This window comes from Nocardiopsis alba (genome assembly GCF_000710955.1).
GTDB lineage: Bacteria > Actinomycetota > Actinomycetes > Streptosporangiales > Streptosporangiaceae > Nocardiopsis > Nocardiopsis alba.
Genome location: NZ_BAZE01000006.1, coordinates 214,403 through 240,825, shown reverse-complemented (window position 1 = coordinate 240,825; position 26,423 = coordinate 214,403). Strand labels below are relative to the sequence as shown.

24 protein-coding genes are annotated in these 26,423 nt (G+C 71.7%); 14 read left to right on the top strand and 10 right to left on the bottom strand.

Annotated features, from left to right (window positions below; translation table 11 throughout):
* Window positions 1-44: 44 nt before the first annotated feature.
* Together TR33_RS13495 and TR33_RS13490 are read right to left on the bottom strand one after the other, a co-directional pair.
* Complete coding sequence (locus TR33_RS13495) at window positions 45-683, bottom strand: methylated-DNA--[protein]-cysteine S-methyltransferase (RefSeq protein ID WP_084570253.1); 639 nt, start codon at window positions 681-683, stop codon at window positions 45-47.
* Window positions 680-1,177: an RNA polymerase sigma factor gene (locus tag TR33_RS13490; RefSeq protein ID WP_042283552.1), complete on the bottom strand. Its 498-nt coding sequence runs from the start codon at window positions 1,175-1,177 to the stop codon at window positions 680-682. The genes TR33_RS13495 and TR33_RS13490 overlap by 4 nt, the downstream gene beginning before the upstream one ends.
* 192 nt (window positions 1,178-1,369) lie before the next feature.
* On the opposite strand from TR33_RS13490, the gene TR33_RS13485 reads away from it, so the two are divergent.
* From TR33_RS13485 to TR33_RS13470, 4 genes are all read left to right on the top strand, one after another.
* A complete protein-coding gene (locus tag TR33_RS13485; RefSeq protein ID WP_042283412.1) occupies window positions 1,370-2,443 on the top strand; it encodes an ArsO family NAD(P)H-dependent flavin-containing monooxygenase in 1,074 nt (357 codons plus the stop codon).
* Window positions 2,444-2,530: 87 nt separating this feature from the next.
* Window positions 2,531-3,127 (top strand): dihydrofolate reductase family protein, encoded by a 597-nt coding sequence (locus TR33_RS13480; RefSeq protein ID WP_042283410.1) that lies wholly within the window; start codon window positions 2,531-2,533, stop codon window positions 3,125-3,127.
* A gap of 103 nt (window positions 3,128-3,230) precedes the next feature.
* Complete coding sequence (locus TR33_RS13475) at window positions 3,231-4,289, top strand: TetR/AcrR family transcriptional regulator (RefSeq protein WP_042283407.1); 1,059 nt, start codon at window positions 3,231-3,233, stop codon at window positions 4,287-4,289.
* A 99-nt stretch (window positions 4,290-4,388) separates the two neighbouring features.
* Window positions 4,389-5,603, top strand: a complete 1,215-nt coding sequence (locus tag TR33_RS13470; protein ID WP_042283405.1) for a PP2C family protein-serine/threonine phosphatase — start codon at window positions 4,389-4,391, stop codon at window positions 5,601-5,603.
* A gap of 45 nt (window positions 5,604-5,648) precedes the next feature.
* On the opposite strand, the gene TR33_RS13465 is transcribed toward TR33_RS13470, so the two are convergent.
* Both TR33_RS13465 and TR33_RS13460 read right to left on the bottom strand, forming a co-directional pair.
* Window positions 5,649-6,449, bottom strand: a complete 801-nt coding sequence (locus tag TR33_RS13465) for a cyclase family protein (RefSeq protein WP_042283403.1) — start codon at window positions 6,447-6,449, stop codon at window positions 5,649-5,651.
* 53 nt (window positions 6,450-6,502) lie between these two features.
* Window positions 6,503-7,834 (bottom strand): MFS transporter, encoded by a 1,332-nt coding sequence (locus TR33_RS13460; RefSeq protein ID WP_042283401.1) that lies wholly within the window; start codon window positions 7,832-7,834, stop codon window positions 6,503-6,505.
* A 180-nt stretch (window positions 7,835-8,014) separates the two neighbouring features.
* On the opposite strand from TR33_RS13460, the gene TR33_RS13455 reads away from it, so the two are divergent.
* The 7 genes from TR33_RS13455 (at window position 8,015) to TR33_RS13425 (ending at window position 15,970) form a co-directional block, all read left to right on the top strand.
* Window positions 8,015-9,688 (top strand): glycoside hydrolase family 13 protein, encoded by a 1,674-nt coding sequence (locus TR33_RS13455; RefSeq protein ID WP_042283400.1) that lies wholly within the window; start codon window positions 8,015-8,017, stop codon window positions 9,686-9,688.
* Window positions 9,689-9,809: 121 nt separating this feature from the next.
* Entirely contained in the window at window positions 9,810-10,958 is a 1,149-nt protein-coding gene (locus TR33_RS13450; RefSeq protein ID WP_042283550.1) for an FAD-dependent monooxygenase, read from the top strand.
* Window positions 10,959-11,232: 274 nt separating this feature from the next.
* Window positions 11,233-12,258, top strand: coding sequence for an iron-siderophore ABC transporter substrate-binding protein (locus tag TR33_RS13445; RefSeq protein ID WP_042283397.1), 1,026 nt, complete (start codon window positions 11,233-11,235; stop codon window positions 12,256-12,258).
* A 62-nt stretch (window positions 12,259-12,320) separates the two neighbouring features.
* Complete coding sequence (locus tag TR33_RS13440) at window positions 12,321-13,286, top strand: FecCD family ABC transporter permease (RefSeq protein WP_199806140.1); 966 nt, start codon at window positions 12,321-12,323, stop codon at window positions 13,284-13,286.
* Window positions 13,283-14,377, top strand: a complete 1,095-nt coding sequence (locus TR33_RS13435) for a FecCD family ABC transporter permease (protein WP_042283395.1) — start codon at window positions 13,283-13,285, stop codon at window positions 14,375-14,377. The genes TR33_RS13440 and TR33_RS13435 overlap by 4 nt, the downstream gene beginning before the upstream one ends.
* Complete coding sequence (locus TR33_RS13430; protein ID WP_042283393.1) at window positions 14,356-15,234, top strand: ABC transporter ATP-binding protein; 879 nt, start codon at window positions 14,356-14,358, stop codon at window positions 15,232-15,234. The genes TR33_RS13435 and TR33_RS13430 overlap by 22 nt, the downstream gene beginning before the upstream one ends.
* Before the next feature lie 127 nt (window positions 15,235-15,361).
* Window positions 15,362-15,970 carry a TetR/AcrR family transcriptional regulator gene (locus TR33_RS13425; protein WP_026125146.1) on the top strand — a complete coding sequence of 203 codons (609 nt, stop codon included), beginning with the start codon at window positions 15,362-15,364 and terminating at the stop codon, window positions 15,968-15,970.
* Window positions 15,971-16,025: 55 nt separating this feature from the next.
* On the opposite strand, the gene TR33_RS13420 is transcribed toward TR33_RS13425, so the two are convergent.
* The 3 genes from TR33_RS13420 to TR33_RS13410 form a co-directional block, all read right to left on the bottom strand.
* Window positions 16,026-17,237 (bottom strand): acyl-CoA dehydrogenase family protein, encoded by a 1,212-nt coding sequence (locus TR33_RS13420; protein ID WP_042283392.1) that lies wholly within the window; start codon window positions 17,235-17,237, stop codon window positions 16,026-16,028.
* Between the two features lie 2 nt (window positions 17,238-17,239).
* Complete coding sequence (locus tag TR33_RS13415) at window positions 17,240-18,253, bottom strand: phosphotransferase family protein (RefSeq protein WP_042283391.1); 1,014 nt, start codon at window positions 18,251-18,253, stop codon at window positions 17,240-17,242.
* A 100-nt stretch (window positions 18,254-18,353) separates the two neighbouring features.
* Complete coding sequence (locus TR33_RS13410) at window positions 18,354-19,109, bottom strand: SDR family oxidoreductase (protein WP_014908622.1); 756 nt, start codon at window positions 19,107-19,109, stop codon at window positions 18,354-18,356.
* A gap of 141 nt (window positions 19,110-19,250) precedes the next feature.
* Here TR33_RS13410 and TR33_RS13405 point away from each other — a divergent pair, with 141 nt between their 5' ends.
* Entirely contained in the window at window positions 19,251-19,544 is a 294-nt protein-coding gene (locus TR33_RS13405) for a GNAT family N-acetyltransferase (RefSeq protein WP_014911861.1), read from the top strand.
* A gap of 57 nt (window positions 19,545-19,601) precedes the next feature.
* Window positions 19,602-20,501 (top strand): LLM class flavin-dependent oxidoreductase, encoded by a 900-nt coding sequence (locus tag TR33_RS13400; RefSeq protein WP_199806135.1) that lies wholly within the window; start codon window positions 19,602-19,604, stop codon window positions 20,499-20,501.
* Window positions 20,502-20,653: 152 nt separating this feature from the next.
* Here TR33_RS13400 and TR33_RS13395 read toward each other — a convergent pair whose 3' ends face one another.
* On the bottom strand, window positions 20,654-22,054 hold the full coding sequence (locus TR33_RS13395; RefSeq protein WP_042283386.1) for an LURP-one-related/scramblase family protein: 1,401 nt from the start codon (window positions 22,052-22,054) through the stop codon (window positions 20,654-20,656).
* 424 nt (window positions 22,055-22,478) lie between these two features.
* Between TR33_RS13395 and TR33_RS13390 the strand changes: the two genes are divergently transcribed.
* Window positions 22,479-23,162, top strand: coding sequence for a GTP pyrophosphokinase (locus TR33_RS13390; RefSeq protein ID WP_081536586.1), 684 nt, complete (start codon window positions 22,479-22,481; stop codon window positions 23,160-23,162).
* A gap of 19 nt (window positions 23,163-23,181) precedes the next feature.
* Here the strand turns inward: TR33_RS13390 and TR33_RS13385 are convergent, their stop codons facing one another.
* On the bottom strand, window positions 23,182-23,916 hold the full coding sequence (locus tag TR33_RS13385; protein WP_234305840.1) for a hypothetical protein: 735 nt from the start codon (window positions 23,914-23,916) through the stop codon (window positions 23,182-23,184).
* 115 nt (window positions 23,917-24,031) lie between these two features.
* The gene (locus TR33_RS13380; protein ID WP_199806134.1) at window positions 24,032-26,416 is read right to left on the bottom strand and encodes a Tex family protein; all 2,385 of its coding nucleotides are present in this window, start codon (window positions 26,414-26,416) and stop codon (window positions 24,032-24,034) included.
* Window positions 26,417-26,423 lie beyond the last annotated feature (7 nt).

The window sequence follows — 26,423 nt, the reverse complement described above, 5'->3', positions numbered from 1 at the left end:
GCCCGGGTCACCACCACGGTGGCCCGGGCCTCGGTCGTTCCCGGTCAGGCCGCCGCCTCCAGGTCCAGAAGGGTCCGCTTCGCGTCCAGGCCGCCGATGTAGCCGCCCAGACCCCCGTCGGTGCGCAGGACCCGATGGCAGGGCACCACGACGGGCAGCGGGTTCGTCGCGCAGGCGGTGCCCACGGCGCGGACCGCCCTCGGGTTGCCGACGAGCTCGGCGACCTGCTTGTAGGAGCGGGTGCGGCCATAGTCGATGTGCGGCAGCCGGCGTTGCACCTCCCGGCGGAAACCGGACGACAGCGCGAAGTCCAACGGCACGTCGAACACGTGCCGTCCGCCCGCGAAGTACTCCTCCAGTTCCCTCGCCACCGTGTCCAACCGGCGTGGCGCCTCCAGCACCCGTGGGCCGACCCGCTCCGCCAGGGTCTCCAGGGCCGCGTCGAACCCCTCGCTCTCGAACGCGACCCGTACCAGGCCCCTCTCGGTCGCCGCGAGCAGCAGCGGCCCGACGGGGGTGTCGAGGGTGCGGTAGGCGACCTCGAGCAGACCGAGGTCCTCGGCCGCCCCGGACAGGCGGGCCCGCAGCCGGGCCAGATCGCCGTCGGCCACCGGGAACAGGGTCCGCGTGTCCGCTCCGGTACCGGTCGTCCGAGGCCCGTCGTCGTTCGTCATGCCGGTCATCGGGATGCCCCCTTCGTTCGTTCCGCCGCGCGGTAGGTCCGTCTCAGGCTCTTGACGCCGTCCGCCGCCGCGCGACGTACGGCGTCGGCGCCGCCGCCGATCAGCGCGGCCGTTTCCGCGTGGGGGAGGCCGCCCAAGTAGTGGTAGGCGACGGCGAGCCGTTGCCGCTCGGGAAGGGCAGCGACCGCCTCCCACAACCCGTACTCGTCGCCGTCGGCGGGATCCGGGGCCGAGGGAGGTTCCGGTGGCTCGTCGGTGGGGACCGCCCGCCGCTCCCGGGCACGGACGACGTCGACCGCCCTGCGGTGGGCGACGCGCACCAGCCAGGCCTCCGCGTTCGTGTCCTCGTCCAGATCGGGCCAGGCCCGCAGCGCGGCCAGGAAGGTCTCGGACCAGGCGTCCTCCGCGTCCGGCCCCGGCCCCAGGACGGCACGGCACACCCGCAGCACGGTCGTGCCATGCCGTTCCACGGCCACATCGAACGGAGTTCTCATCCTCACCGCACCCCAGGTCGTGTCTTCTGGACCATTCCTCCACGGCCTCCTTCTTCGTTCCTCACCCTGTAGTCGTCTCCGGGCACCGGAACGTGAGACGGGATCGTCGGGTTCTCTCGGATCGCCCTCTCGGGAACAACCCCGCGTCGGCCGTCGCTGTGGCGATCGCGGGCATCGAGAGGAAGGACCCGGATGGCAACCCCCGAACACGAGGTCGACGTCGTGGTGATCGGCGCCGGTCAGGCCGGACTGGCCGCCGGCTACTTCCTGAGGCGGGTCGCGCGCCGTGAGGATCTCGACTTCGTCGTCCTGGACGCCGGGGCCTCCCCGGGCGGCTCCTGGACGCACTACTGGGACTCGCTGCGGCTGTTCTCCCCGGCCGAGCACAGCATGCTCCCCGGATGGTGGATGCCCCCGGAGGAGGGGCACGAATACCCTTCCGCACGTCATGTGGCCCGCTACCTGGCCGAGTACGAGAGGCGTTACGATCTGCCGGTCCGACGCCCGGTGCGGGTGGGGCGTGTGGAGCGCTCGGGGGAGCGGCTCGCCGTGGTCTCGGAGCAGGGGACCTGGAGGGCCCGTCGAGTGATCAGCGCGACCGGGAGTTGGAGCGCGCCCCACGTCCCAGCCCTGCCGGGCCGTGAGCTCTTCGAAGGGGAACAGGCGCACACCGTCGACTACCGGAACCCGGATCGGTTCGCAGGACTCCGCGTCGCCGTGGTCGGCGGCGGCAACTCCGCGGCGCAGATCCTCGCCGAACTCTCCCTGGTCGCCCAGACCACCTGGATCGCCTCCCGGCCGCCGCGTCTTCTGCCGGACGACGTCGACGGCCGGGAACTGTTCTCCATCGCGACCCGGCGTCAGCGCGCGGCGGAGGAGGGGCGAAGGGTCGAGGGGGTCGAGGACCTGGGCGACGTCGTCGCCGTGCCGAGCGTGCGCGAGGCCCGTGACCGGGGCGTTCTCGAGGCCGAGCCGATGTTCGAGAGGTTCACGCCCACCGGCCTCCTCTGGGCCGACGGCACCGAGCGGAGGTTCGACGCGGTGCTCTGGTGCACCGGCTTCCGCCCCTCCCTGGGCCACCTGGCCCCGCTCGGTGTGCTCGACGCCGACGGCCGGGTGGCGGTCGAGGGCACCCGATCGGTCCTCGAACCCCGGCTGCACCTGCTCGGATACGGGGACTGGACCGGCGCCGCCTCGGCCACGATCATCGGCGCCGGACGCACCGCCAAGGGCGCCGTCGCCGAGGCCACCGACCCCCTGGTCTGAGGCCGGGGGTCGGCGTGTGGTCGTCGAGAACGTCTCAGGCCCTCGTTAGTCTCCGAATCGGTCACCGAGAACACATGGAGGTCTTCGATGTCCATCGTCACCACCGATATGGCCATGTCCCTCGACGGGTACGCCGCCGGGCCCCGGCAACGGCGTGAGGCCCCCTTCGGAGACGGTCCGAGCGGCGAGATCACGCGCTGGATGTTCGACGCCGCCGAGGCGAACGCGGCGGAGCTGGAGGCGGTGACCGGAGCCGCGGCGTACATCATGGGGCGCAACATGTTCGGGCCCGACCGGGGCGAGTACGACCTCGACTGGCGGGGGTGGTGGGGGCCGGAACCGCCCTACCACGCGCCGGTCTTCGTGCTGGGACACCATGAGCGGGAACCGCTCACGCTCTCCGACACCACGTTCACGTTCGTCACCGGGGGGATCCACGAGGCGCTCGATCTGGCCCGAGAGGCGGCCGAAGGAGGGCGTATCGACATCGCGGGCGGTGCGCGGACCGTGAACCAGTACCTCGCCGCCGGTCTGATCGACGAGATCCGCGTCCACGTGACCCCCGTGATCATGGGCGAGGGCACCCGGTTGTTCGAGGGGGTGCGCGGTGTACGCCTCGAGCAGGTCGCCGCCCGCGGCTCCGATCTGGTCTCCCACATCACCTACCGGGTCCTGCGGGACTGAGCGCCCGGCCTCGGCCACATGGCGTCGTCATGCGGATGTCCCGCGCATCCGGGAGCCGTGGCCGGGCGGCGTAGGATGGGCCCGAGAACGTGGCGAGGAGGACATGGTGCCGCTCAGCAGGGCCCGACGACAGGAGCTCAACCGGGCCAAGGTGCTCGCCGCCGCGCGGGAGGAGTTCTCCGAGCGCGGGTTCCGCGACGCCGGCATCGACCGCATCGCACGACGGGCCGACCTGACCCGAGGGGCCGTCTACTCCAACTTCCCGGGCAAGCGCGCCCTGTACTTCGCGGCCCTGGCCGAGGCGGCCGAACAGGTCCCCTCCGGGCGGGCCGGGGCCACAACCGAGACCGAGGCGCTCGGCGCCTACGCCCGGGCCTGGGTCACCCGGCTGCCGATCGGGGGCACCGACGAGCGGGCCGGGGCCGAGTTCATGTCCCAGATCACCGCGGATCCTCGGTTGGGAAAGGTGTTCGCTCAGCTCGTCGCGGTGGAATCGGTGCTCCTGGGCACGGCCCTGGAACGGTTGGGTCCCGGCGGCCGGCGGGTCCGATTGGCGCGGAGCGTGCTCACCACCCTGCACGGGGCCGGACGCCTGGCCGTCGCGGCGCCGGGGTTCACCGACCCGTTCACCGTCATCCGCGCATGTGAGCACCTCGCCGAACTCGACTTCGAGGACGAGCGTCCGCTGCCGCACCTGGCCCACGTCCCGGAGGCCCGGCCGGTCGACGAACCGTGGGAGCCGTGGACCGTCCCCGACCTTCTGACGAGGAGGCGGGCGAAGGTGGCCGAGGGCGTCCTCCTGGTGTTGGGGCTGCACCGGCTGGAGGCGTTGGAGGACGCCTTGAGCGCCGTGCCCGAGGGCACCCCCGTCACGTTGGTCCCGGTCACCTCCGAACCGGGCGAACTCCTCCCCCTGGTCCGTCTCTCCCTGGCCGAGATCCGGGTCCGGCTGTCCCGCTCCGTCCCGGCCTCCGCCCGCCCGGCCCCGCGCATCACGCTCGACCAGGACCTGGCGGCCTTCGCCGGGGTGGTCGCACCCGACGACGAGACGGAGGAGGCCCTGCTGCTGCGCGGCGGCCGGGTGGTGGCACGGGCCTCGGGGCGGGGCGCGGGCCACGCGGCGGCGGTGTTCCGCGACGGTCTCGTCCCGGCCGGGCGCTGAAGGGGCGCGTCGCCCGGGTCTCTCCTCCGAATGACACGCCGAGGGGAACACGGTCCTCCGGCCTCCCCGGTGTGAGACTGGGGTCCGGGAGGTGACGGTATGGACGGGGCGACCCCGCTCAGCGAGAGCGAACTCCTCTTCGAGGAGCTCGTCAGGTCCGTGCACGCCTGCGAACCCATCGAGGTCCTGGAGGCCGCGGACCGCTACGGCAGGGCGATCGGTCTGGGCAAGATCACCGTCCACCTCGTCGACCTGCAACAGCACCTGTTGGTGCCGCTCACCGGCGGGCCCATACTCGACATCGCGACCACCGTCGCGGGGGAGGCCTACCGGTACGACGCCCTCAGGTTGGTCGAGGGCGGCGCCGAGGAGCTCAGTCTGTGGCTGCCGCTCAAGGACGGGGCCGACCGCATGGGCGTCCTGCACATCCGTACCCCGTCCCTGGACGAGCCGACCCTGCGTCGCTGCCAGACGCTCGCCGCGCTCCTGGCCCTGGTCATCACGTCCAAACGCGCCTACAGCGACACCTACGTGCGCCGTACCCGTGCCCGTTCGGTGCGGCTGCGCACCGAGATGCTGCGGGCCTTCCTGCCGCCGCGCACCCTCGGCACGGCCCGCGGGGTCTCCACCGCGGTCCTCGAACCCGCCTACGAGCTCGGCGGCGACGCCTTCGACCATTCGGTCACCCGCGACGAGCTGCACGTCGTCATCCTCGACGCGATGGGGCACGATCTGGCCTCGGGGCTGACCGCCTCGGTGGCCATGGCCGGGGCCCGGGGCGCCCGCCGTAACGGAGCCGACCTGTCGCAGTTGACCGACAGCGTGGAGCAGGCCCTGGTCACCTGGTTGCCCGAGCGTTTCTGCACGGCGGTCTTCGCGACCCTGAACCTGGCCGACGGCCTGTTCTCGTGGTCCAACTGCGGGCACCCCGCGCCCCTTCTGATCCGCGGTGGCTCCCTGGTCGACGGGGCCATGTGCCGCACGCCCGAGCTTCCACTGGGTCTGGACGGCCTCGTCCCGAACACCCCGCCCCGCACCGTCCATCGGATCAGGCTGGAGCCCGGGGACCGGGTCCTGCTCTACACCGACGGTGTCACCGAGGCGCACGATCGGGAGGGGCGGATGTTCGGCCTGGAGCGTTTCGCGGACTTCGTGATCCGCGCCGCGGCCGCCGAGGAGCCACCGCCCGAGACCCTGCGCCGTCTCATCCACTCGATCCGCGATCACCAGGGGGAGAGCTTCACCGACGACGCCACGATCATGCTGGTGGAGTGGACACCGGAACGGCGGGTACCGCCGCCTCGGAGCGTGTGAACGGACCCCGGACGGCGGTACCCGCCGTCCGGGGCGTGGGGGGCTTCACCAGAGGGCGAGGACCCGGCTGGGTCCGCCCGAGGCGTCCAGGCCGGGCAGTACGCCCACGGTGAGCAGGGCGCCGAGCGGCGGCAGCCGGTCCAGCCCGGTCAGCGCCTCCAGCCCCCAGCGGTCCGCGCGCCCGATCACCTCGTGCGCGGGGAAGTCGGTCGAGACGCCGGGGTCGGAGCTGAGGGTGTCGACGCCGAACCCCCTCACGCCCCGACGTTCGATCAGGTACTCGCAGGCCTCGGGGGAGAATCCGGGGAAGTGCCATACGCCGTTCTCGTCCACACCGCGGACCGCGTCGTCGCCCTCGGACCAGCGCTCGCTCCATCCCGAGCACATGAGCACCGCCGAGCCCTCGGGGATCCGTCCGTGCAGACGCTCGAACGCCGTCACGTCGTTCACGCCCACCGTCGTGTCGGGGTCCTCGGCGACGCGTTCGCGAACGTCGATCACGACCGCGGGGACGACCAGTTCGGCCGGGTCGATGTCGGGGACCAGTCGCCCGCCGCCGATCACGTGCCCCGGGGCGTCCAGGTGGGTGCCGCTGTGCTCGGTCAGGGTCCACTTCTGGACGTAGAACCCGAACTCCCCGTCGGCGGGCGGAGGGGAGAGGGTCTCCCGCACGGGCTTGTTCTCGTCCCAGGAGGGCATGCCCGGGGCGAGGGTGTGGCTCAGGTCGGCCACGTGACCGAAGCCGCGGTGCGGGGGCCGTGCACCGACCCGGGGCGGTGACGTCTCACCGGGCGCGGCGTCACCGGTGCGCGAACGTACGGTCTCACCTGTTCCGTGCAGACACATGGCTCTTCCTGTCTCTCGTGTGCTCTCGGGGCGCTCCGGCCGAGCCGTGTCCGTCAACCCGACGGGGACGACGATCGATCGGAGGGGTCGGGATCGCGTGGCCTCGGCGGGGGCGGGGACACCGCGGTCAGCTCGCGCGCGGGCCGCAGCGCCAACAGCGCCGTTCCCACCAGCAGGGTCGCCACTCCGCCCGCCAACAGCACCGTCCGCGTTCCGAGCACCGCGGCGACGGGGCCGGCCAGGGCCTGGCCCACCGGGAGCATCGCCACCGAGCCGGCCACCTCGTAGGCGTGGATGCGTCCCAGGACCGGCCCCGGGACCTGCGTCTGCACGCTGGTCATCCACATCACCCCCCAGAAACCCATGGCGGCGCCGCTCACCACCGCGCCCAGGGCCAACCACGGGGCACCCAGTCCCAGGCCCACCGTCACCGAGTACACACCGGCCCCGAAGAGCCCGATGGTCCCGGCGCGCAACGGATGGCGCGGGCGGATCCGCATGGCGAGGACCCCGCCCAGAGCGGTGCCTCCGCCCAGGGCGGCGCTCACCAGACCGTACACCTGTGCCCCGTGCCCGAGGATGATCTCCGAGGAGGTCAACGGGATCTGTGGCCCCCACAAGGTCACCATGAGCACCATCCACAGCAGGATCACCGACCACATCCAGGTCCGTGATCGGAACTCGTGCCACCCCTCCACCAGGTCGGCGAGGTACCCGGGTCCCTCTCCACGCCGTCGCGCGGGCTCGCGCAGCCGGATCAGACCGAGCAGGAGAGCGCCCACCGCGTAGGTGCCCGCGTGCACCGCGAAGACCCCGGCCGCCGACACCGTCGCCACCAGGACCCCCGCCACCGCCGGGCCGATCAGCATCGCCAGCGCCTCGGCGGTGCGGATCGCGCCGTTGGCCCCCTGCACGTCCCGGACCACCCTCGGCACCACCGAGGCCACCCCCGGCTGGAAGGCGCCGGCCGCGATCCCGTTGACCGCGCCGATCAGACAGATCTGCCACAGGACCACGTGACCGGTCAGGAACAGTACGGCCGCCGTCCCCTGGGTCACCACGCGTACCAGGTCGGCGGCGACCATCATCCAGCGCGCGCCCCAGCGGTCGGAGAACACCCCGCCGAAGATCACGAACCCCACGAAGAACACGGTGAAGGTGGCCATCGCCAGACCGACCCCGCTCGCCCCCATCCCGTGCGCGAGCAGGCCCGCGGCCAACGCCACCGGGAGCATGCCGTCCCCGGTCTTGGCCACCGCCCGTGCGGCGAAGAAGAGGGTGAAGTTCCGCGACCACACACGCGGACCGGCCTCCTCGAGCGGTTCGCGAACCCGGGCGACGTCCCGGTCCGGCTCTTCCCCGGCTTCAGCTCCGCCGTGCTCCATGGGCGCCTCTCCGTCGCCCCCGCGTCGGTCGTGAGGGCCCGTGCACCCTACCGGTCCAGACCGGTCCACTCCAGGGATTTACGACCTCGGCGATCACCGCGCGGAGCCGCCGCGATTCCCTTCCCCAACGGGTGCCCGGAGCGATTGAATGGGGGCCGACCACGAGAAGAGAAGGAACCCATGCCCGAACCCAGCGCCGAATGGTGGAAGTCCGGAGTCGTCTACCAGATCTATCCGAGCAGCTTCAACGACAGTGACGGCGACGGTTTCGGGGATCTGCCCGGGATCATCGAGAGGTTGGACCACCTGGAGCGCCTGGGCGTAAGCGTGGTGTGGCTGTCGCCGGTCTACCCCTCGCCGTGGGACGACAACGGCTACGACATCAGCGATTACACCGACATCGACCCCCGCTTCGGGACCCTGGACGACTGGGACCGGCTGCGGGACGGGCTGCACGAACGCGGCATACGTCTGGTGATGGACCTGGTGGTCAACCACACCAGCGATCGGCACCCGTGGTTCACCGCCTCGCGGGCGGGGGAGGACGACAGACGCGACTTCTACTTCTGGCGCCCCGGCCGTGAGGACGGACCGCCCAACAACTGGGGCGCGGTCTTCTCCGGGCCGGCCTGGAGCCGGAGCGAGGGTGACGACGAGTACCACCTGCACCTGTTCAGCCCCTCCCAGCCCGACCTGAACTGGGAGAACCCCGAGGTGCGCCACGCGGTGCACGATGTGGCCCGGTGGTGGCTGGACCGGGGCGCGGACGGTTTCCGGATGGACGTCATCAACTTCATCTCCAAGAACCCGGCCCTGCCGGACGGGCCGGTCGTCGGCGATCACGGGCTCTTCACCGAGCACTCCATCAACGGCCCGCGCCTGCACGAGTTCCTGCACGAGATGCACCGGGAGGTCTTCACCGGACGGGACACGCTCACCGTGGGGGAGATGCCCGGGGTGAGCGTGGAACAGGCCCGGATCCACACGAACCCGGCCAACCGGGAGCTGGACATGGTGTTCCAGTTCGAGCACGTGGACCTGGATCACGGTCCGGGCGGCAAGTTCGACCCCCGCCCGCTGGATCTGGTGGAGTTCAAGGCCTCGATGAACCGGTGGCAGAAGGGGTTGGGCGAGGTGGGCTGGAACAGCCTCTACCTGAACAACCACGACCAGCCCCGATCGGTGTCGCGTTACGGCGACGACGGCCGGTACCGGGTGGAGTCGGCCAAGACCCTGGCCACCACGCTCCACATGATGAAGGGCACCCCCTACATCTACCAGGGGGAGGAGATCGGCATGACCAACGCCCACATGGACGACATCGCCGACTACCGGGACCTGGAGACCCTGAACCACTACCGCACCATGGTGGCGACCGGGCGGGTCGACCACGAGACCGCCATGGCCGGGATCTCCCGGATGAGCCGGGACAACGCGCGCACCCCCATGCAGTGGGACGCCTCGGAGCAGGCGGGCTTCACCTCCGGTACCCCCTGGATCAAGGTGAATCCGAACCGCACCGAGATCAACGCCGAGGCGGCGGTGGCCGACCCGGACTCGGTCTTCCACCACTATCGGCGTCTGATCGAACTGCGCCGCGAGGACCCGATCGTGGTGTACGGGCGCTACTCGCCGCTGATGGAGGACGACCCCCGGGTCTTCGCCTATACCCGTGAGTGGGAGGGACGGTGCCTTCTGGTGCTGGCCAACTGGAGTGATCGGGAGGCCTCGGTGGAGGAGGTCGAGGACGTGGTGCGACCGGAGGGCCGGATGCTGCTGGGCACCCATCCCGAGCCCGAACGGGTGCTCGCCCCGCTCCGCCCCTGGGAGTCCCGCGTCCACCTGTTCGACTGATCCTCGGGGCCGCCGTCGGGCCGTGCCCGGCGGCGGCCTCCCCGATCCTCCGTGGAACCGGCACGCGGAGCCGGTCCGTCAGTACGGTGTCGGTATCAGGACGAACGTGGAGGGAACCGTCATGAGGGTCGTCATCGTCGGAGCGGGGGTGGGCGGTCTCGCCCTGGCCCGAGGGCTGGTCGGGGCCGGGCACGAGGTGGAGGTCCACGAACGCGAGGGCGGTCCGCCGGCCGTCGAGGTCGGGATCGGGTTGCGGTCGAACGGCGTCGCGGCCCTGGACGCCCTGGGAGTGGACGTGTCCGGCCTCGGCCGTCGCCTGGACGGGATCGAGGTCAGGGACCCCTCCGGGCGGGTGCGGCACACGCTCGACACGGACGCGATCGGCGCGCGTTTCGGGCACGCGTGGCGCGCGATGCCCCGCCGGGACCTGTTGGAGACGATCGCCGACGGTCTTCCCGAGGGCACCGTGCGCTCCGGTCGGATCTGCACGCGGGTGCGGGAGAACCTCGACGGTACGGTGAGCGCCCTGTTCGGGGACGGCAGCGCCGCCACCGGCGACGTCGTGGTCGGGGCCGACGGTGTGCGCTCGGCGGCCCGGCGCGACCTGTGGGACGGAGACCCCTCCCGTCCGACCGGTCGGGCCGGCTGGCACGGGCTGACCGCCGTACCCGGCGAGATGGCGTCGGGGACGGTCGCCGCCGTGGTCCGGGGGCGTCAGGGCGAGTGCGGGATCATGCCGGCCGGGGACGGTCTGGTCCGATGGTGGTTCGACGTGCGCTGGCGTCCCGGGCTCCGGGCGCCCCGTTCTCCGATGGGCGTGCTGCGCAGGCTGTTCGCCGACTGGGACGACCCGTGGACGCGCGCGGTCCTGGACCAGGGCGACGGCGTCGAGCCGGCGCTGTTCGAGTACGTGCGGCACCGGGTGCCGAAGGTGTGGGGGAAGGGCGGGGCCACCCTCCTGGGCGACGCGGCGCACCCCTTCTCCTCCGCGGACTCGCCCGGTCCGGATCAGGCGTTGGAGGACGCCTGGGCGCTCACCGAGGTCCTCGGCGCGGCCGGGGCCGGGGACGATCCGGCCGAGGCGCTGCGCCGGTACGAGCGTGACCGTCGAGGCCGGGTGACGCGCGCGGCGGCGTCGGGTGCGGAGTTCCTGTTGGAGCTGCCCCCGGCGCGGGCCCTGGGACCGGAACGTTCGGGGGCCCTGGTCACCCGTCGGCACATCGACCTTCTGGAGAGGACGAGCGGCGTGCTCACCGGCCGCCGTCCCTGAGGTCGGGCGAGGAGGGACACGGGGTCGGTGCGGTGGGGTCGCGTCGGCCCCGTCCTCGTGCGAGGGGTCCTTCGAGGGAGGCCCACGGTCCTCGTTCTGTCCCGGGGAGGATATTGAAATCTCTTGGGGTTAGGTTAGACTAACCTACATTCCTGTCGGGTTCAGCACGATATGTGCGTCTTTCAGTGCTGCCCGAACATGGGTGTCCCCCCTACGCGGCAACGGTCCACCGGTCATGGTGCGACCCATCCCCATGACGAAGAGAGCAGTGAGCATGAACCCCACCCTGCGCCGCGTCGGCGGCCTCGGACTCACCGCGGCCCTGGCCCTCGGCCTCGCCGCCTGCGGACCCGAGAGCGACGACGACCGGGCCCCCGCCTCCGCCGACGGTACCTTCCCCGTCGAGATCGAGAGCGCCCTGGGCACCGCCGAGATCCCCGAGCGGCCCGAGCGGGTCGTCACCCTCGGACAGGGGTCGGCCGAGACCGCCATCGCGCTGGGCACCGTGCCGGTCGGCATCGAGAGCTACGAGTGGGGCAGCGACGACACCGGCTACCTCCCCTGGATCCACGAGGCCGTCACCGAGGCCGGCGGGGAACTCCCCGGACAGTTCACCGGCGCCGACGACATCGACTTCGAGGCCGTCATCGAACTCGCCCCCGACGTCATCCTCGCCCCCTGGTCCGGGATCACCCAGGAGCAGTACGACGTCCTGTCCGACATCGCCCCCACGGTCGCCTACCCCGACCTGCCCTGGAGCACCGACTGGGACCAGCAGATCCGGACGATCGGCGAGGCGCTCGGCCAGTCGGAGGAGGCCGAGGTCCTCATCACCGAGATCGAGGACCGCTTCGAACAGGCCGCCGAGGACAACCCCGAGTTCGCCGACCTGACCTTCTCCTACATCTACACCGACGGCCCCGGAACGCTCGGCGTCTTCCTCCCCGACGAACAGCGCGTGGCCATGGTCCGCGGCCTCGGCCTGGAGGTCGACCCGGCCGTGGAGACCTTCCCCGAGACCGAGGGCACCGACTCCGCCCTCATCGGGCTGGAGAACGCCGCCGACCTCTCCGACAGCGACCTGATCTTCACCTTCTACACCGACCCCGAGACCCGGGCCGAGATCGAGGCCCAGGACCTGTACGTGGCCATCCCCGCGATCGAGCGGGGCGCCGTGGTCGCGGCCGAGGACAACTCCTTCGTCACGGCCTCCTCGCTGATCAACCCGCTCACCGTCCCCTGGGTCATCGACCGCTACGTGCCTCTCATCGAGGAGGCCGCCGCCCGTCTCGACGACTGAACGTGTCCTCGGTGAATCTCAGGACACGCCCGCGCCGGATCGCCCCGACCCGCACCGCGCTCATGTTCGTCGCGGCCACCGCGGCGCTGGCGGGGGCGGTCCTCCTCAGCCTGGTCGCCGGCAGCAGGCCCACCCCGCCCGCGGAGGTCTGGAAGGTCTTCGCCGGCGGGGCCGACCCCTACACCGTCACCGTGGTGGAGAGCCGGATCCCCCGGACCCTCGCGGGGATGGTGGCCGGGGCGGCCCTGGCCCTGGCCGGAACCCTCATGCAGGGCATCACCCGTAACCCGCTGGCCGACCCGGGCCTGCTCGGGGTGAACGCCGGCGCGGCCGCCGCGGTGGTCACCGCCACCGCCGTCCTCGGCCCGACCTCGGTCACCGGCACGGTCTGGTGGGCTCTGCCCGGGGCCCTCCTGGCCGGGCTGGCCGCCTACACGGTGGGCACCCGGGGCGGCGACGGCGGCATGGTCCGTCTGCTCCTGGCCGGAGCGGTCGTCTCGGCCGTGCTCACCGCCTATGTGCAGGCGGTGGCGCTGAGCCTGCCCGACGTCTTCGACAGCTACCGCTACTGGGTGGTGGGCTCGCTGGCCGGGCGCGGCACCGAGGTCGTCGTCGCGGTGCTGCCGGTGATCGTCCCCGGCCTCCTCATCGCCCTGGCCGTCATGGGCGGGCTGAACGCGCTGGCCCTGGGCGAGGAGGCGGCCGTGGCCACCGGGGCCAACGTCACGCTCACGCGCGGGGGCGGACTGGTCGCCGGGGTCCTGCTGGCCTCGGGGGCCACGGCACTGGCCGGACCCATCGCCTTCGTCGGTCTGGCCGTACCCCACGTGGTGCGCGCCCTGGTGGGGGTGGACTTCCGTCTCCAGGTGCCCTTCGCGGTCCTGGTGGGCCCGACGCTGCTCCTGGTCGCCGACGTCGTGGGCCGCACCATCGTGCGCCCCACGGAACTCATGGTCGGGGTGGTCACCGCCTTCGTCGGCGCCCCGGTGCTGTTGTACGTACTGCGCAGGACGAAGGGGAACACGTGAGCCGCACGATCCCGACGGGGCCGCGCCCCGACGTCGCGCCACCCGGCCCGGACGAACGTCCCACCGGCCGGATCCTGCGCCTGGGGCGACGCGTCGCGCTGCCCGTCCACACCCGATCGCTCGTGACGTCCGCCCTCCTTCTGGCGGTCCTGCTCGTGGCCGCGGCGGCAACCCTGAGCCTGGGCCGCCTCGGGATCCCCCTCACCCGGCTTCCCGCCGCGCTGTTCGGCGAGGGCGAGACCACCCACCTGTTCGTCCTCGAACGCCTGCGCGGCCCTCGACTGGCCGTCGCGGCCGGGACGGGGGTCGCCCTGGGCCTGGCCGGGGCGCTCTTCCAATCGGTCACCCGCAACCCCTTGGGCAGCCCCGACGTGATCGGTCTGGGGGCCGGAGCCGGGGCGGGCGCGGCGGTGGCCGCCCTCATGCTGCCGGGCGTCGTCCCCGTGCCCCTGGGCGCGTTGGCCGGCGCGACCCTGGCGATCGTCGTGGTCGCCCTGGTGACCGGGACCGGCCTGCGCCACCCCGGGCGGCTCATCGTCGCCGGGATCGGGGTGGCCGCCATGGCCCAGGCCTTCACCCACTTCGTGGTCTCGGTGATGGCCCGCGACCAGGCCGGGGTCCTGTCGGCCTATATCAACGGCAGCCTGGGCGCGCGCTCCTGGGAGCACGCCGCCACCATCTGGCTCGTCGTCCTCCTGGCGGTACCGTTCGTCCTCGCCCTGGCCGGGCCGATCACCGTCAACGAGATGGGCGACGAGCTCGCCGAGGCCCTGGGCACCCGCGCCACCGCCACGCGTACCGGCGCGGTCGTCCTCTCCGTGGTGCTGTCGGCCGCCGCCGTGAGCGTGGCCGGACCGATCGCCTTCATCTCCCTGACCGCGCCCCAGATCGCCCGTCGGCTGAGCGCCGCACAGGGGCCGAACCTGGTGCTCTCCGGCCTGGTGGGGGCCCTGTTGTTGGTCTGCGCCGACCTGGCCGTGCAACAGTCGCCCATCGGCGAACGGCTGCCGGTGGGGATCTTCACCCTGGCCCTGGGCGGCGTGTACCTGGGATATCTGCTGATCCGCGAATGGCGAAAGGGAAGTCTGTGAGCGTCGAGGACGTGCGCGGGACCACCGCACCGGTACTGGCGGCAGAGGGGCTCACCCTGGGGTACGGGGGCGATCCGATCGTCCGCGACCTGGACCTGGAGATCGACGAGGGCGGCTTCACCGTGATCGTCGGTCCCAACGGCTGCGGAAAGTCCACCCTCCTCAAGGCCCTGGGGCGGGTGAACAGGCCGGTCCGCGGACGGGTGCTGCTGCACGGGACGGACGTGCGCTCCCAACGTCCCAAGGCGGTCGCCCGACGGCTGGCGCTGCTCCCGCAGAACCCGCTGGCCCCCGAGGGCATCACGGTCCGGGCGTTGGCCGCGCGGGGACGCTTCCCCCACCACACCCTGCTGCGCCAGTGGAGCCCCGAGGACGAGGAGGCCATCGCCCGCGCCCTGGAGCTGACCGGTCTGTCGGACCTGGCCGAGACGCACGTCGGATCGCTCTCCGGAGGACAGCGCCAACGCGCGTGGGTGGCGATGGTGCTCGCCCAGGACAGCCCCCTCCTGCTCCTGGACGAGCCCACCACCTTCCTGGACATCGCCCACCAGTACGACCTCCTGGAACTCTTCGCCGAACTGCACCGGGAAGGACGCACGGTCGTCGCGGTCCTGCACGACCTGGCGCAGGCGGCGCGGTTCGCGACCCGTCTGGTGATGATGCGCGGGGGAGCGGTGGTCGCCGACGGGCCGCCCGAGGAGGTGGTCACCGCCGACCGGGTGCGCGCGGTGTTCGGCCTGGACTGCGACGTGATCCCCGATCCCCGCACCGGCACCCCGCTGGTCGTCCCGCACGAACGCGCGGTCGCCCGGAAGGCCGCGGAGCGTCCCGGGGTCGAGACGGTCCGGTCGAGCTGACACCGCGGGCCGGACGGCCGGCCGAGGCTCCCGCCGCCGCCGCGTACGCGTGCCGGGTACCATCCGGTCGGTATGCTGTCCCGGTCGATGGTCGACCACCGCCGGGGGGCGGGACACGGGGGTGAGCGTGGAGAAGGGGAGAGGGGCCGACAGAACGGGGTCCCCGAACGGTTCGGTGCCCGAACGGCTCTTGAGCGCCGCCACCCGCCTGTTCGCCGAGCGGGGGTACGAGAGCACCTCGGTCCAGGAGGTCGTCTCCGCCGCCGGCGTCACCAAGGGCGCCATGTACCACTACTTCGGCTCCAAGGACGATCTGCTCTACGAGATCTACGCCCGCGTGCTGCGGATGCAGACCGAACACCTCCGTGAGATCGCCTCGCGCGACGAACCGGTCGCCGACCTGGTGCACGCGGCCGCCGTCGACGTCATCGTCACCAGCGTGGACAACCTCGACGACAGCACGATCTTCTTCCGATCGATGCACCAGCTCCCTCCGGAGAAGCAGCGCGGCGTGCGCGCCGAACGCCGGGAGTACCACGAGCTCTTCCGCGCCATGATCGAACGGGGCCGGGCCGAGGGCGTCTTCCGGGACGACGTGCCCGCCGACCTGGTCGTGGACTACTTCTTCGGCTCGGTGCACCACCTGAGCACCTGGTATCGCCACGACGGACCGCTCACGGGCCGGGACGTGGGTCGCCACTTCGCCGATCTGCTGTTGGCCGGTCTGCGCCCCTGACCGGAGGCCGGCCGGTCCGGGGCGGAGGGCCGCACGCACCCCCGCCCCCGGAACCTCACGCGTACTTGCGCAGCTCCGCCCGGGCCAGTGAGCGAAGGTGCACCTCGTCGGGCCCGTCCGCCAAGCGCAGCGAACGCACCCCCGCCTGCCAGGCGGCCAACGGCAGGTCCTGGCTCAGGCCGGCGGCCCCGTGCGCCTGGACGCACTTGTCCAGGATCCACTCCACCGTGCGCGGGGTGGCGATCTTGATCGCCTGGATCTCGGTATGGGCCCCCTTGTTGCCGACCGTGTCCATGAGGTAGGCGGTCTTGAGGACCAGGAGCCGTAGCTGCTCGATCCGGACCCGGGCCTCGGCGATCCACTCGCGGACCACGCCCTGCGCCGCCAACGGACGCGCGAACGCCTCCCGCTCCAGCACCCGCCGGCAGGTCAGTTCGAGGGCCCGCTCGGCCATGCCGATGGAACGCATGCAGTGGTGGATACGGCCCGGCCCCAGACGGGCCTGGGCGATCGCGAACCCCTCGCCCTCGCCGCCGACGAGGTTCTCGACCGGCACACGCACGTTCTCGAACCGGATCTCCGCGTGCCCGCCGTGGTCGCCGTCGTCGTAACCGAACACGGTCATCCCGCGTTCGATGGTCAGCCCCGGGGTGTCGCGCGGTACCAGCACCATGCTCTGCTGCCGGTGGCGGTCGGCCTCGGGATCGGTCTTGCCCATCACGATGAGGATCTCGCACGCCGGATCCAGGGCCCCGGTGATGAACCACTTTCGGCCGTCGATCACGTACTCGTCGCCCTCGCGGACGATCCGGGTGGTGATGTTGGTGGCGTCGGAGGAGGCGACGTCGGGTTCGGTCATGGCGAAGGCCGAGCGGATCCGCCCGTCCAGGAGAGGCTCGAGCCATCGCCGTCGCTGTTCGGGGGTGCCGAACATCGTCAGCACCTCCATGTTGCCGGTGTCGGGGGCCGCGCAGTTGAGGGCCACGGGGGCCAGAGCGGGGCTGCGCCCTGTGATCTCCGCCAGGGGCGCGTAGCGCAGGTTGGGCAGTCCTCCGTGTTCGGGATGTCCGGCCAGGAAGAGGTTCCACAGCCCCCGCTCGCGGGCCTCGGCCTGGAGCTCCTTCACGATGGGCGGGGCGGACCAACGGTCCTCGCGTTCGGCGAGCTGGGTGCGGAACACCTCCTCGGCGGGGTGGACGTGCTCGTCCATGAACTCCAGGAGCCGCCGTCGCAGCTCCTCGGTCTCGGCGTCGTGGGCGAAGTCCATGCCTAGTCCTCCTCCAGTACCCTGTGCGCGCGTGCCACCAGTGGGGCGACGACGTCGCCGATCCCGTCGAACCCCTGGCCGACGGTCAGTCCTTGTGTGTGCCGCAGATGGATGCCCTCGGCGATCACCGCGAGTTTGAAGCAGCCGAAGGCCACGTACCAGCCCAGGCGGGAGACATCGCGACCGGTGGCGTCGGCGTACATCCGGACCAGCTCGGACGAGGCGGGGAACCCCTCGGCGGAGGTGGCGGCCGCCCGACCTCCGGTGACCGGCTGCTCCCGATAGACGAGCATCAGCCCCAGGTCCACGAGCGGATCGCCCAGGGTGGCCATCTCCCAGTCGAGGACCGCGGACGGCCGTCCGTCCTCGGTGATCAGCACGTTGTCCAGCCGGTAGTCGCCGTGCACGATGGCGGGCGCCGACTGCTCGGGCAGGCCGGCCGCCAGCCGGTCGCGCAGTTCGTCGATGCCGGGCAGCTCACGGCTGCGGGAGGCCTCCAACTGTCGGCTCCAGCGCCGCACCTGACGTTCCAGGAAACCCTCGGGGCGGCCGAAGTCGCCCAGCCCGACCTCCTCCGGGTCGACGGCGTGCAGGTCTCCCAGGGTGGTGATCAGATGTTCGGCGACCGAGCGGACCCCGTCGGCCCCCAGCGGGGCGATCTCGTCGAGGGTGCGGAAGGGCGTCCCCGCCACGTGTTCCATGACGTAGAAGGGGGCGCCCAGCACCTCGGTGTCCTCGCACAGGAGGTGGGTACGCGGTACCGGGACGTCGGTGGGGGCCAGGGCGGTCATCACCCGGTACTCGCGGGACATGTCGTGCGCCGTGGCCAGGACGTGTCCCAGCGGAGGCCGGCGCACCACCCAGGATCCGTCGCCGTCGGTGACCACGTAGGTCAGGTTGGACTTGCCGCCGGTGATCATCCGGGCGGTGAGCGGCCCCGAGACCAGACCGGGGGCCGCGCGGTCCAGGTGGGCGCGCAGCCGTTCGGTGTCCAGACCGGGGGTCTCCTCGCTCATGTGCTCTCCTCGTTCGTGGGAGCCCGGAGGGGCGTCGGTGCGCGCTCCATCCGGGCGTGGTCGTGGGGTGATGCCCTTCCGGTGGGGTAGGGGCGGGGGCTCACATGCCCCCGGTGAGGGTCACCCCGCCGTCGAGGACGAGGGTGCGTCCGGTGATCCAGGAGGCGTCGTCGGACAGGAGGAAGGCGGCGGCGCCCGCGACGTCCTCGGGGGCGCCCAGCCGGCCCAGGGGGTACCGGGCGGCGACCTTCTCCTCCCGGCCCTCGTACAGCGCCTCGGCGAAACGCGTCTTGACCACGGCCGGGGCGACGCCGTTCACCCGGATGTCCGGGCCGAGTTCGACGGCGAGCTCCTCGGTGATGTGGGTGAGCATGGCCTTGGTGGCCCCGTAGAACCCGATCCCGGGGGCGGGCTTGACCCCGGCGATGGAGGAGACGTTGAGGATGGCGCCCCCGTGTTCGGCCATCCAGGCCCGGTGGACCTTCTGCACCCAGGAGATCGCGGAGAGGGCGTTGACCTCGAAGATCTTGCGCGCGGCGTTCAGGTCGAGGTCGACCATGCGGCCGTAGACCGGGTTGATGCCGGTGTTGTTGACGAACAGGTCGACACCGCCGAAGGCCTCCAGGGTGGCGGCGATCGCGGTGTCCTGGTGCTCGGTGTCGTCGGCGCGGCCGGGGACGCCGATGGCGTGCTCGGGACCGCCCAAGGCCTCGACCGCCTTCTCCAGGGATTCGGGGCCGCGCGCGGTCACGCAGACACGGGCCCCCTCGGAGACGAGGCGCCGGGCGATGGCCAGACCGATGCCGCGACTGGCGCCGGTGATGATGGCGGTGCGTCCGCCGAACCGCGAGGACATGCGTACTCCTTAAACCGACCGGTCGGTATGTCAGGGAGACCCTATGCCCACCGGACGCGTGCCGCAAGGGGGAGGCGGTGCCTCGGGCGGGGACAATGGCTCTGCGCGGAGGCCTCCGCGCGTGACGAGAGAAGGGCCGCCATGGCGACAGAGGTCACCGACGTACCGGACCGTCGGCGTTACGAGATCACCTCCGACGGGGAGCTCGCCGGGTTCGCCGAGTACATCCCGACCGGCGACATGCTCACCTTCACCCACACCGAGATCGATCCCGCCTTCGAGGGGAAGGGCCTGGGCGGCACCCTGGTCCGCGAGGCGCTGGACGACGTACGCGCGCGAGGGCTCTCCATCCTGCCGATGTGCCCCTTCGTCAGGGACTGGATCGGCCGTCACCGTGACTACGTCGATCTGGTCTACCGCTCCTCCGGAGAGTGAGGACGGCTTGGGGGTCGCGCGGTCGGGGAAGGACCTTCGGAACCGGGAGGTATGACGATGGGCATCGACTACGGACGTGAGATCGGCTTCGGGGTCTTCCCCACGCCGGAGGCCTCGGCCCTGGAGCGGACCTGGGCCGTCGTCGACGCCGCCGAGCGCGGCGGCCTCGACTTCGTCGGCATCCAGGACCATCCCTATCAGCGCCGACACCTGGACACCTGGGCGCTGATGGCCACCGTGCTGGCCCGTACCGAGCGGCTACGGGTCTTCCCCGACGTGGCCAACCTGCCCCTGCGACCGCCCGCCCTCATCGCGAAGAACGCGGCGAGCCTGGACGTGCTGTCCGGCGGGCGCTTCGAGCTGGGGCTGGGAGCGGGAGGGTTCTGGGAGGCGATCGAGGCGATGGGCGGCCCTCGGCGGGCTCCGCGCGAGGCGGCCGACGCCCTGCTGGAGGCGATCGAGGTGATCCGCCTGCTGTGGTCCGATCGACGTTCGGTGCGCTTCGAGGGCGAGTACTACCGACTGGCCGGGGTCAAACCCGGTCCGGCGCCCGTCCACGACATGGGGATCTGGCTGGGGGTGCTGGGCCCCCGTCTCCTCAAGGAGGTCGGGAGGGTGGCCGACGGCTGGGTGCCCTCGCACGCGTACGCGGGTCCGGAACGTCTGCCCGAGATGCACCGGAGGATCGACGAGGGGGCCGCCGAGGCGGGTCGCGATCCTGCCTCGATCCGTCGTGTCTACAACCTGTGGGGCACGATCGGCGGATCCGGTACGGAGGGCGAGCCGATGAGCGGTCCCGTGTCCGCCTGGGTGGAGCGGATCACCGGGTTCGTCCTGGAGTCCGGGATGGACACGTTCGTCCTCGGTCCCGCGGGGGAGTCGGCCCGGCAGGTGGAGCTGTTCGCCGAGGAGGTCGCCCCGGCGGTGCGGGAGGCGGTGCGCGAGGCCCGTTCCTGACCTTCGAGGTCGCGTCGGAGTCTTGCACCTTATGTCCGATATGTAATCTACGTCGTCAAGGTGGCCTTTGGGAGAAAACCACGATTTCCGAGGGCCTTCGGCCGGCCGTCGACCACGGGTACCCGGCCGTCGACCGGGCACCCGTGGGAGCGTCAGCGGTTACGACGCGAGGAACCACCGGAGGAACGACCCCCCGAGGAGCGGCCGCCACCCGAGGAACGACCGGAGGAACGCGAACTCCGCGAGGCGCCCCCGGAGGAACGGCCGCCGGACGAACGGGAGGAGAACCCGCCCGACCGCTTCGAAGCCGCCTTGGAGAAGGAGGAACGGGACGCGCCCCCACGGGAGGAGGACGAACGCGCACTCGAACCCGACGAGGAGCGCGAACCCGACGAACCCCCGCCGAACAGGCCGCCCACCCGATTCGAGGAGCCCCCACCGCGCGGAGAACCGGCGCTCTTGGCCGCCGCGCCCTGCCTGCCGGCCCCCGCCCTCTTTCCGGACGCGCTCTGCCGCGCCGCGCCGCTACGACGCTGACGCTCCCGGCGGGCGGCGGCCCCCGAAAGCGGACTCTCGGAACGTGAGGCGCCGCTCGTACGGTCGCGACGGGGAGCGGCGGCCTCCGAACGCGAAGCGAAACCGCTCGAACGGCGGGGTGCGGCCTCCGAACGCGACGCGAAACCGCCCCCACCTCGACGGTCGACGCGCGGTGTCGCCGCACGGCCCGCTCCGGCGGAACGTGACGGGGCCTCCGACCGGGAGGAGAAGGTGCGGTAGCCCCCTCGCGACTCGACCGCACGTTCGCGGACGGGGACGTACCCCCTCCGTCGGACCGGTTGGAAGGTGTGGTGGACGAGCAGGGGAGGACGGCGGCGATGGGACACCATGTAGCCGCGCCTGGGGTGGTGCCAGTGATGACGGGGCCGGTAACCGTACTCGGGGTAGCGCCGGAAGTCGGCGTAGTGGGAGTGGTAGAACTCCGGTTCGCGCTCGTGGAGCAGCACGTCGATGGTGAGGGCGGCGGCGAGCACCAGTCGACGTAGCGGCCAGGGCAGGTCGTAGGCGAACTCCAGCGCGTAACGGTCCTCGGTGGTGAAGAAACCGCCGAGCAGTCCGGGGTGCTCCTTGCCCACCCGGGCGATCTCGATCCCGGCCCGGTCCAGGAGGGTGAAGTCCCAGCCCTTCCAGTCGCCGCGGATCTCGGCGATCGTGTGGCCGCGCGGGTCGCAGAGCCGGAATCGGGAACCCGCGAAGGCCCGATCCTGGACGATGCCTCCGTAGGGTTCCCCGTGCGGTCCGGTCACCTGGATGTGTGGGCGGCCCCTATTCCAGGGCTTGTCCAGGGTGAGCAGGGGGTGTCCACCGGTGTCGTAGACGGTGAAGCGGTGGGGGCGGTGCGGTCCCCGCCGGTGGGACCGGGCGTTCATGTGCTCGTTCACGTAGGCCAGTGGCCGCCCGGACTCATCGAGGACCTCGTAGTGCCCTTCGGTGGCGTACAGGTGCCGGGGCTGCTCGACGAGGAGCACGGGGGCCGTGAACAGGGGTGCGTGCATATGGGGGCCTTTCCTGCGCCGCCGCCCGGGAGAGGCGGCGGGGTCGGCGTGGGCAGGCGGAGAATTCGGGAGAATACTGGTGAAACCTATCTTCCGCGTTCGACGCCCGAAGCGCGTGCCCGGTTCCTGGCGGGGTTCTCGAGGGTGTTCACACTGGTGGTGGGGGCCCGATCGGGCTTCTTCGGGCCCGGCTCCCGTCTTCGAAGCCCCCCTGGACTTCGGTAACCTCGAAAGTGACCTCGCGGTCCTCCTGTGCGGCGATGGGCCCGGGAGGGGCGGGATCTTTCCGGCGCGGTCCCGTGGTCCGCGCCTCGCGAGGGTGGACGACGTCCGGCCGTGGGGCCGGTGGTGCGGGGGAACTGCTGTGGTGGACGACGTTTCCGAGGTGTTGCTGGAGACACGTGACGACGTCGCGCGTTTCCTCATGGCGTACAAGTTCGCCATCGACACGGTGATGGCGAAGGTGAACATCCTCAACGAGGAGTTCCGCTACACGCACGACCACAACCCGATCGAACACGTCGGATCCCGACTCAAGACCCCGGCGAGCATTCTGGAGAAGGCCCGTCGACGCGGTGTGCCGCTGGACCTGGAGAGCATCGCCGAGTCGATACTCGACATCGCGGGGATCAGGGTGACGTGCAGTTTCGTCTCCGACACCTACGCCATACGCGACATGCTCGCCGGGCACGAGGACATCCGGGTGACGGAGGAGAAGGACTACATCCGCGCGCCCAAGCCCAACGGTTATCGGAGTCTGCACCTGCTGGTGTCCACCACCGTGCGGATGTCGGATCGGAGCGTGGAGGTCCCGGTGGAGATCCAGATCCGCACGATCGCGATGGACTTCTGGGCCAGCCTGGAGCACAAGATCTACTACAAGTACGCCAAGGCGGTGCCTCAGGACCTGCTGGACGAACTGCGGGAGGCGGCGGAGACGGCCCACCGCCTGGACGAGACCATGGAGCGGTTGCACGGTGAGGTCCGTGAGCTGGGGGACCGGGAGCGGTTGCCCCTGCCGGGCCCGGACGACCTGCGCCGGATCCCCCTGGCGGAGGGGTTGTTGCAGGTCCTGGCGGATCGGGTCAACTCCCGTCGCACCGACTGAACCGGGCTCTCCGGGAAGATCAGGCCTCGGTGCGCGAGGTGACCTTCGAGGAGAGCAGGATCCGTTTCTCCCGGGTGTCGGCGGTGAGCACGGTGAGGAACTGGCTTCCGTTCTGGACGACGTAGGCGTGGAGCACCTCGTCGCCCATCTCGATGCGCTCCTCGGGTACCCACACCTCGTCCACGAGGGCGGCGCCGAGCATGACCGCGCCCATGGCGAGGATCCCGATCCGGGCGAGGAGGCGGTGGACGAAGACGCGGACGGGGCCCTCCCGCAGGTCGACGGCGACCAGGAACGCGAGCCAGACCAGGGCCGCGACCAGGGCGGGCCAGGCGGAGAAGGAGAGCACGGCCGCCGCGAAGACGACCGTCAGGGCCAGGACGACGAGAAGCGATCCGGGGGAACGTCGGCCCTGACGGAAGTGGCGCAGGTGTCCGGCCGCGCTCAGCGGTAGGAAGAAGGCCAACAGCCACAGGGTGAACAGCTCCGCGCCGAGGAAGGTGCCCACGACGATGGTGATGGCGTCGCCGAAGTCGATCGCGTCGGCCAGCCCGAACGCGGTCGGCCAGTCGTAGTGGGTGACCGCCATGAGGCGCAGCAGGATGAACATGAGGGCGGCGCCCGCGGCCGTGATGCCGGCGGACCATACGTGGCCGCCGTCGCTCTCCTCGGTGGTTCCGCCGCCGGTGTCGGTCTCGGTCGTCTCGCCCATGGGTCCCCCGTGCTCGGTCGAGCGGACGGCGGGTCCGCTCACGGCGCTCACGCTAGCGAGAGCGGCTCCGACGTGCGTGGACGCCGCACCGGGGAGAGGCAGGACGCACCTCGGGCGGCGGGGTGCGCACCCCGCCGCCCGAGGTTCGAGGGGTCGGTCAGCGGCTCAGGCCGGCGCGGCGCAGCGCGTCGGCCATGGCACCCGAGGGGGCCGGGGCGTCGCCGCGTCCGCCGCGACGTCCGCCGCCGCGGTTGTCCCCGCCGCGTCCGTTGCCGCCCTTGTCGCGACGGCGCTCACCGCCGCGTCCGTTGTTCCGGTCGCCGCGCTCGCCGCGACCTTCGCCCCGCTTGGGGGCCTCGTCGTCCAGACGCATGGTCAGCGAGATGCGCTTGCGCGGGATGTCCACGTCCTGGACCTTGACCTTGACGATGTCGCCGGGCTTGACGATCTCGCGCGGGTCCTCCACGAACTTGTGGGACAGGGCCGACACGTGGACGAGGCCGTCCTGGTGCACGCCCACGTCCACGAAGGCGCCGAAGGCGGCCACGTTGGTGACCACGCCCTCCAGGATCATGCCCTGTTCCAGGTCGTCCAGCTTCTCCACGCCCTCCTTGAAGGTGGCGGTGGTGAAGGCCGGGCGGGGGTCGCGGCCGGGCTTGTCGAGCTCGCCGAGGATGTCGGTGACGGTCGGCAGTCCGAAGCGGTCGTCGACGAAGTCCTGGGGGCGGATGCCCGCCAGGGCCTTCTTGTCGCCGATCAGGGAGGGCAGGTCGGTGCCGACGGTGTCGAGGATGCGTCGGACCACGGGGTAGGCCTCGGGGTGGACGGCCGAGGAGTCCAACGGGTCGTCTCCGCCCGGGACGCGGAGGAAGCCCGCGCACTGTTCGAAGGCCTTGGGGCCCAGCCGTGGCACCGATCGCAGCGCCTCACGGGTGCGGAAGGGGCCGTTGGCGTCGCGGTGGGCGACGATGTTGCGGGCCAGGGAGGAGGTCACGCCGGAGACCCGGGTCAGGAGGGGGACCGAGGCGGTGTTGACGTCCACGCCCACACCGTTCACACAGTCCTCGACCACCGCGTCCAGGGAGCGGGAGAGCTTGGCCTCGGCCAGGTCGTGCTGGTACTGGCCGACGCCGATCGACTTGGGGTCGATCTTGACCAGCTCGGCGAGCGGGTCCTGGAGGCGACGGGCGATGGAGGCCGCACCGCGCAGGGACACGTCCAGGTCGGGCAGTTCCTCCGAGGCGTAGGCGGAGGCCGAGTACACCGAGGCGCCGGCCTCGGAGACCATCACCTTGGTGAGCTTCAGTTCCGGGTGGCGCTTGATCAGGTCGCCCGCCAGCTTGTCGGTCTCGCGGGAGGCGGTGCCGTTGCCGATGGCGACCAGTTCGACGGAGTGGGCGGCGCACAGCCTGGCGAGCCGGTCGATGGAGCCGTCCCAGTCCCGGCGTGGGGCGTGCGGGAAGACGGTGTCGGTGGCCACGACCTTGCCGGTGGGGTCGGTGACGGCGACCTTCACACCGGTGCGCAGGCCGGGGTCCAGGCCCAGGGTGGCGCGGCTGCCGGCGGGCGCGGCCAGGAGCAGGTCGCGCAGGTTGGCGGCGAAGACGTTGACGCCGTCGTCCTCGGCCTGCTGCCACAGGCGCATGCGCACGTCGATGTCGAGGCGGACCAGGATGCGGGTGCGCCAGGCCCAGCGGACGGTGTCCTGGAGCCAGCGGTCGGCGGGGCGGCCGCGGTCGACGATGCCGAAGTGGGAGGCGATGGCGTTCTCGAAGCCGCTGCGCGGCACGGTGCCGTCGGGGCCGGGTTCGGGGGTCTCCTCCGGCTCCAGGGCGAGGGTGAGGATCTCCTCCTTCTCACCCCGGTACATGGCCAGGACCCGGTGCGAGGGCAGGGCGGTGAGGGGTTCGGAGAAGTCGAAGTAGTCGGCGAACTTGGCGCCGGCCTCCTCCTTGCCCTCCCGGACGGTCGAGCCGAGACGGCCCTTCTCCCACAGGCGTTCGCGCAGACGGCCGGTGAGGTCGGCGTCCTCGGCGAAGCGTTCGACCAGGATGGCGCGGGCACCGTCCAGGGCGGCCTTGGTGTCGGCGACGCCCTTGTCGGCGTCGACGTAGGCGGCGGCGACCTCCTGCGGGTCCTGTCCGGGGTCGTCGAACAGGCCGTCGGCCAGGGGTTCGAGGCCAGCCTCGCGGGCGATCTGGGCCTTGGTGCGGCGCTTGGGCTTGTAGGGGAGGTAGATGTCCTCCAGACGGGCCTTGGAGTCGGCCTCGTTGATCCGGGCCTCCAGCTCGTCGTTCAACTTGCCCTGGGAACGGATCGACTCCAGGATCGCGCCGCGTCGTTCGTCCAGTTCGCGCAGGTAGCGTAGGCGTTCTTCGAGCGCGCGCAGTTGGGCGTCGTCCAGCGCCCCGGTCACCTCCTTGCGGTAGCGGGCGATGAAGGGCACGGTCGATCCGCCGTCGAGCAGCTCGACGGCGGCACTGACCTGGTGCGCTCCGACGCCGAGCTCCTCGGCGATGCGCTGGTCGATCGTGGGTGTCACAGGGGTC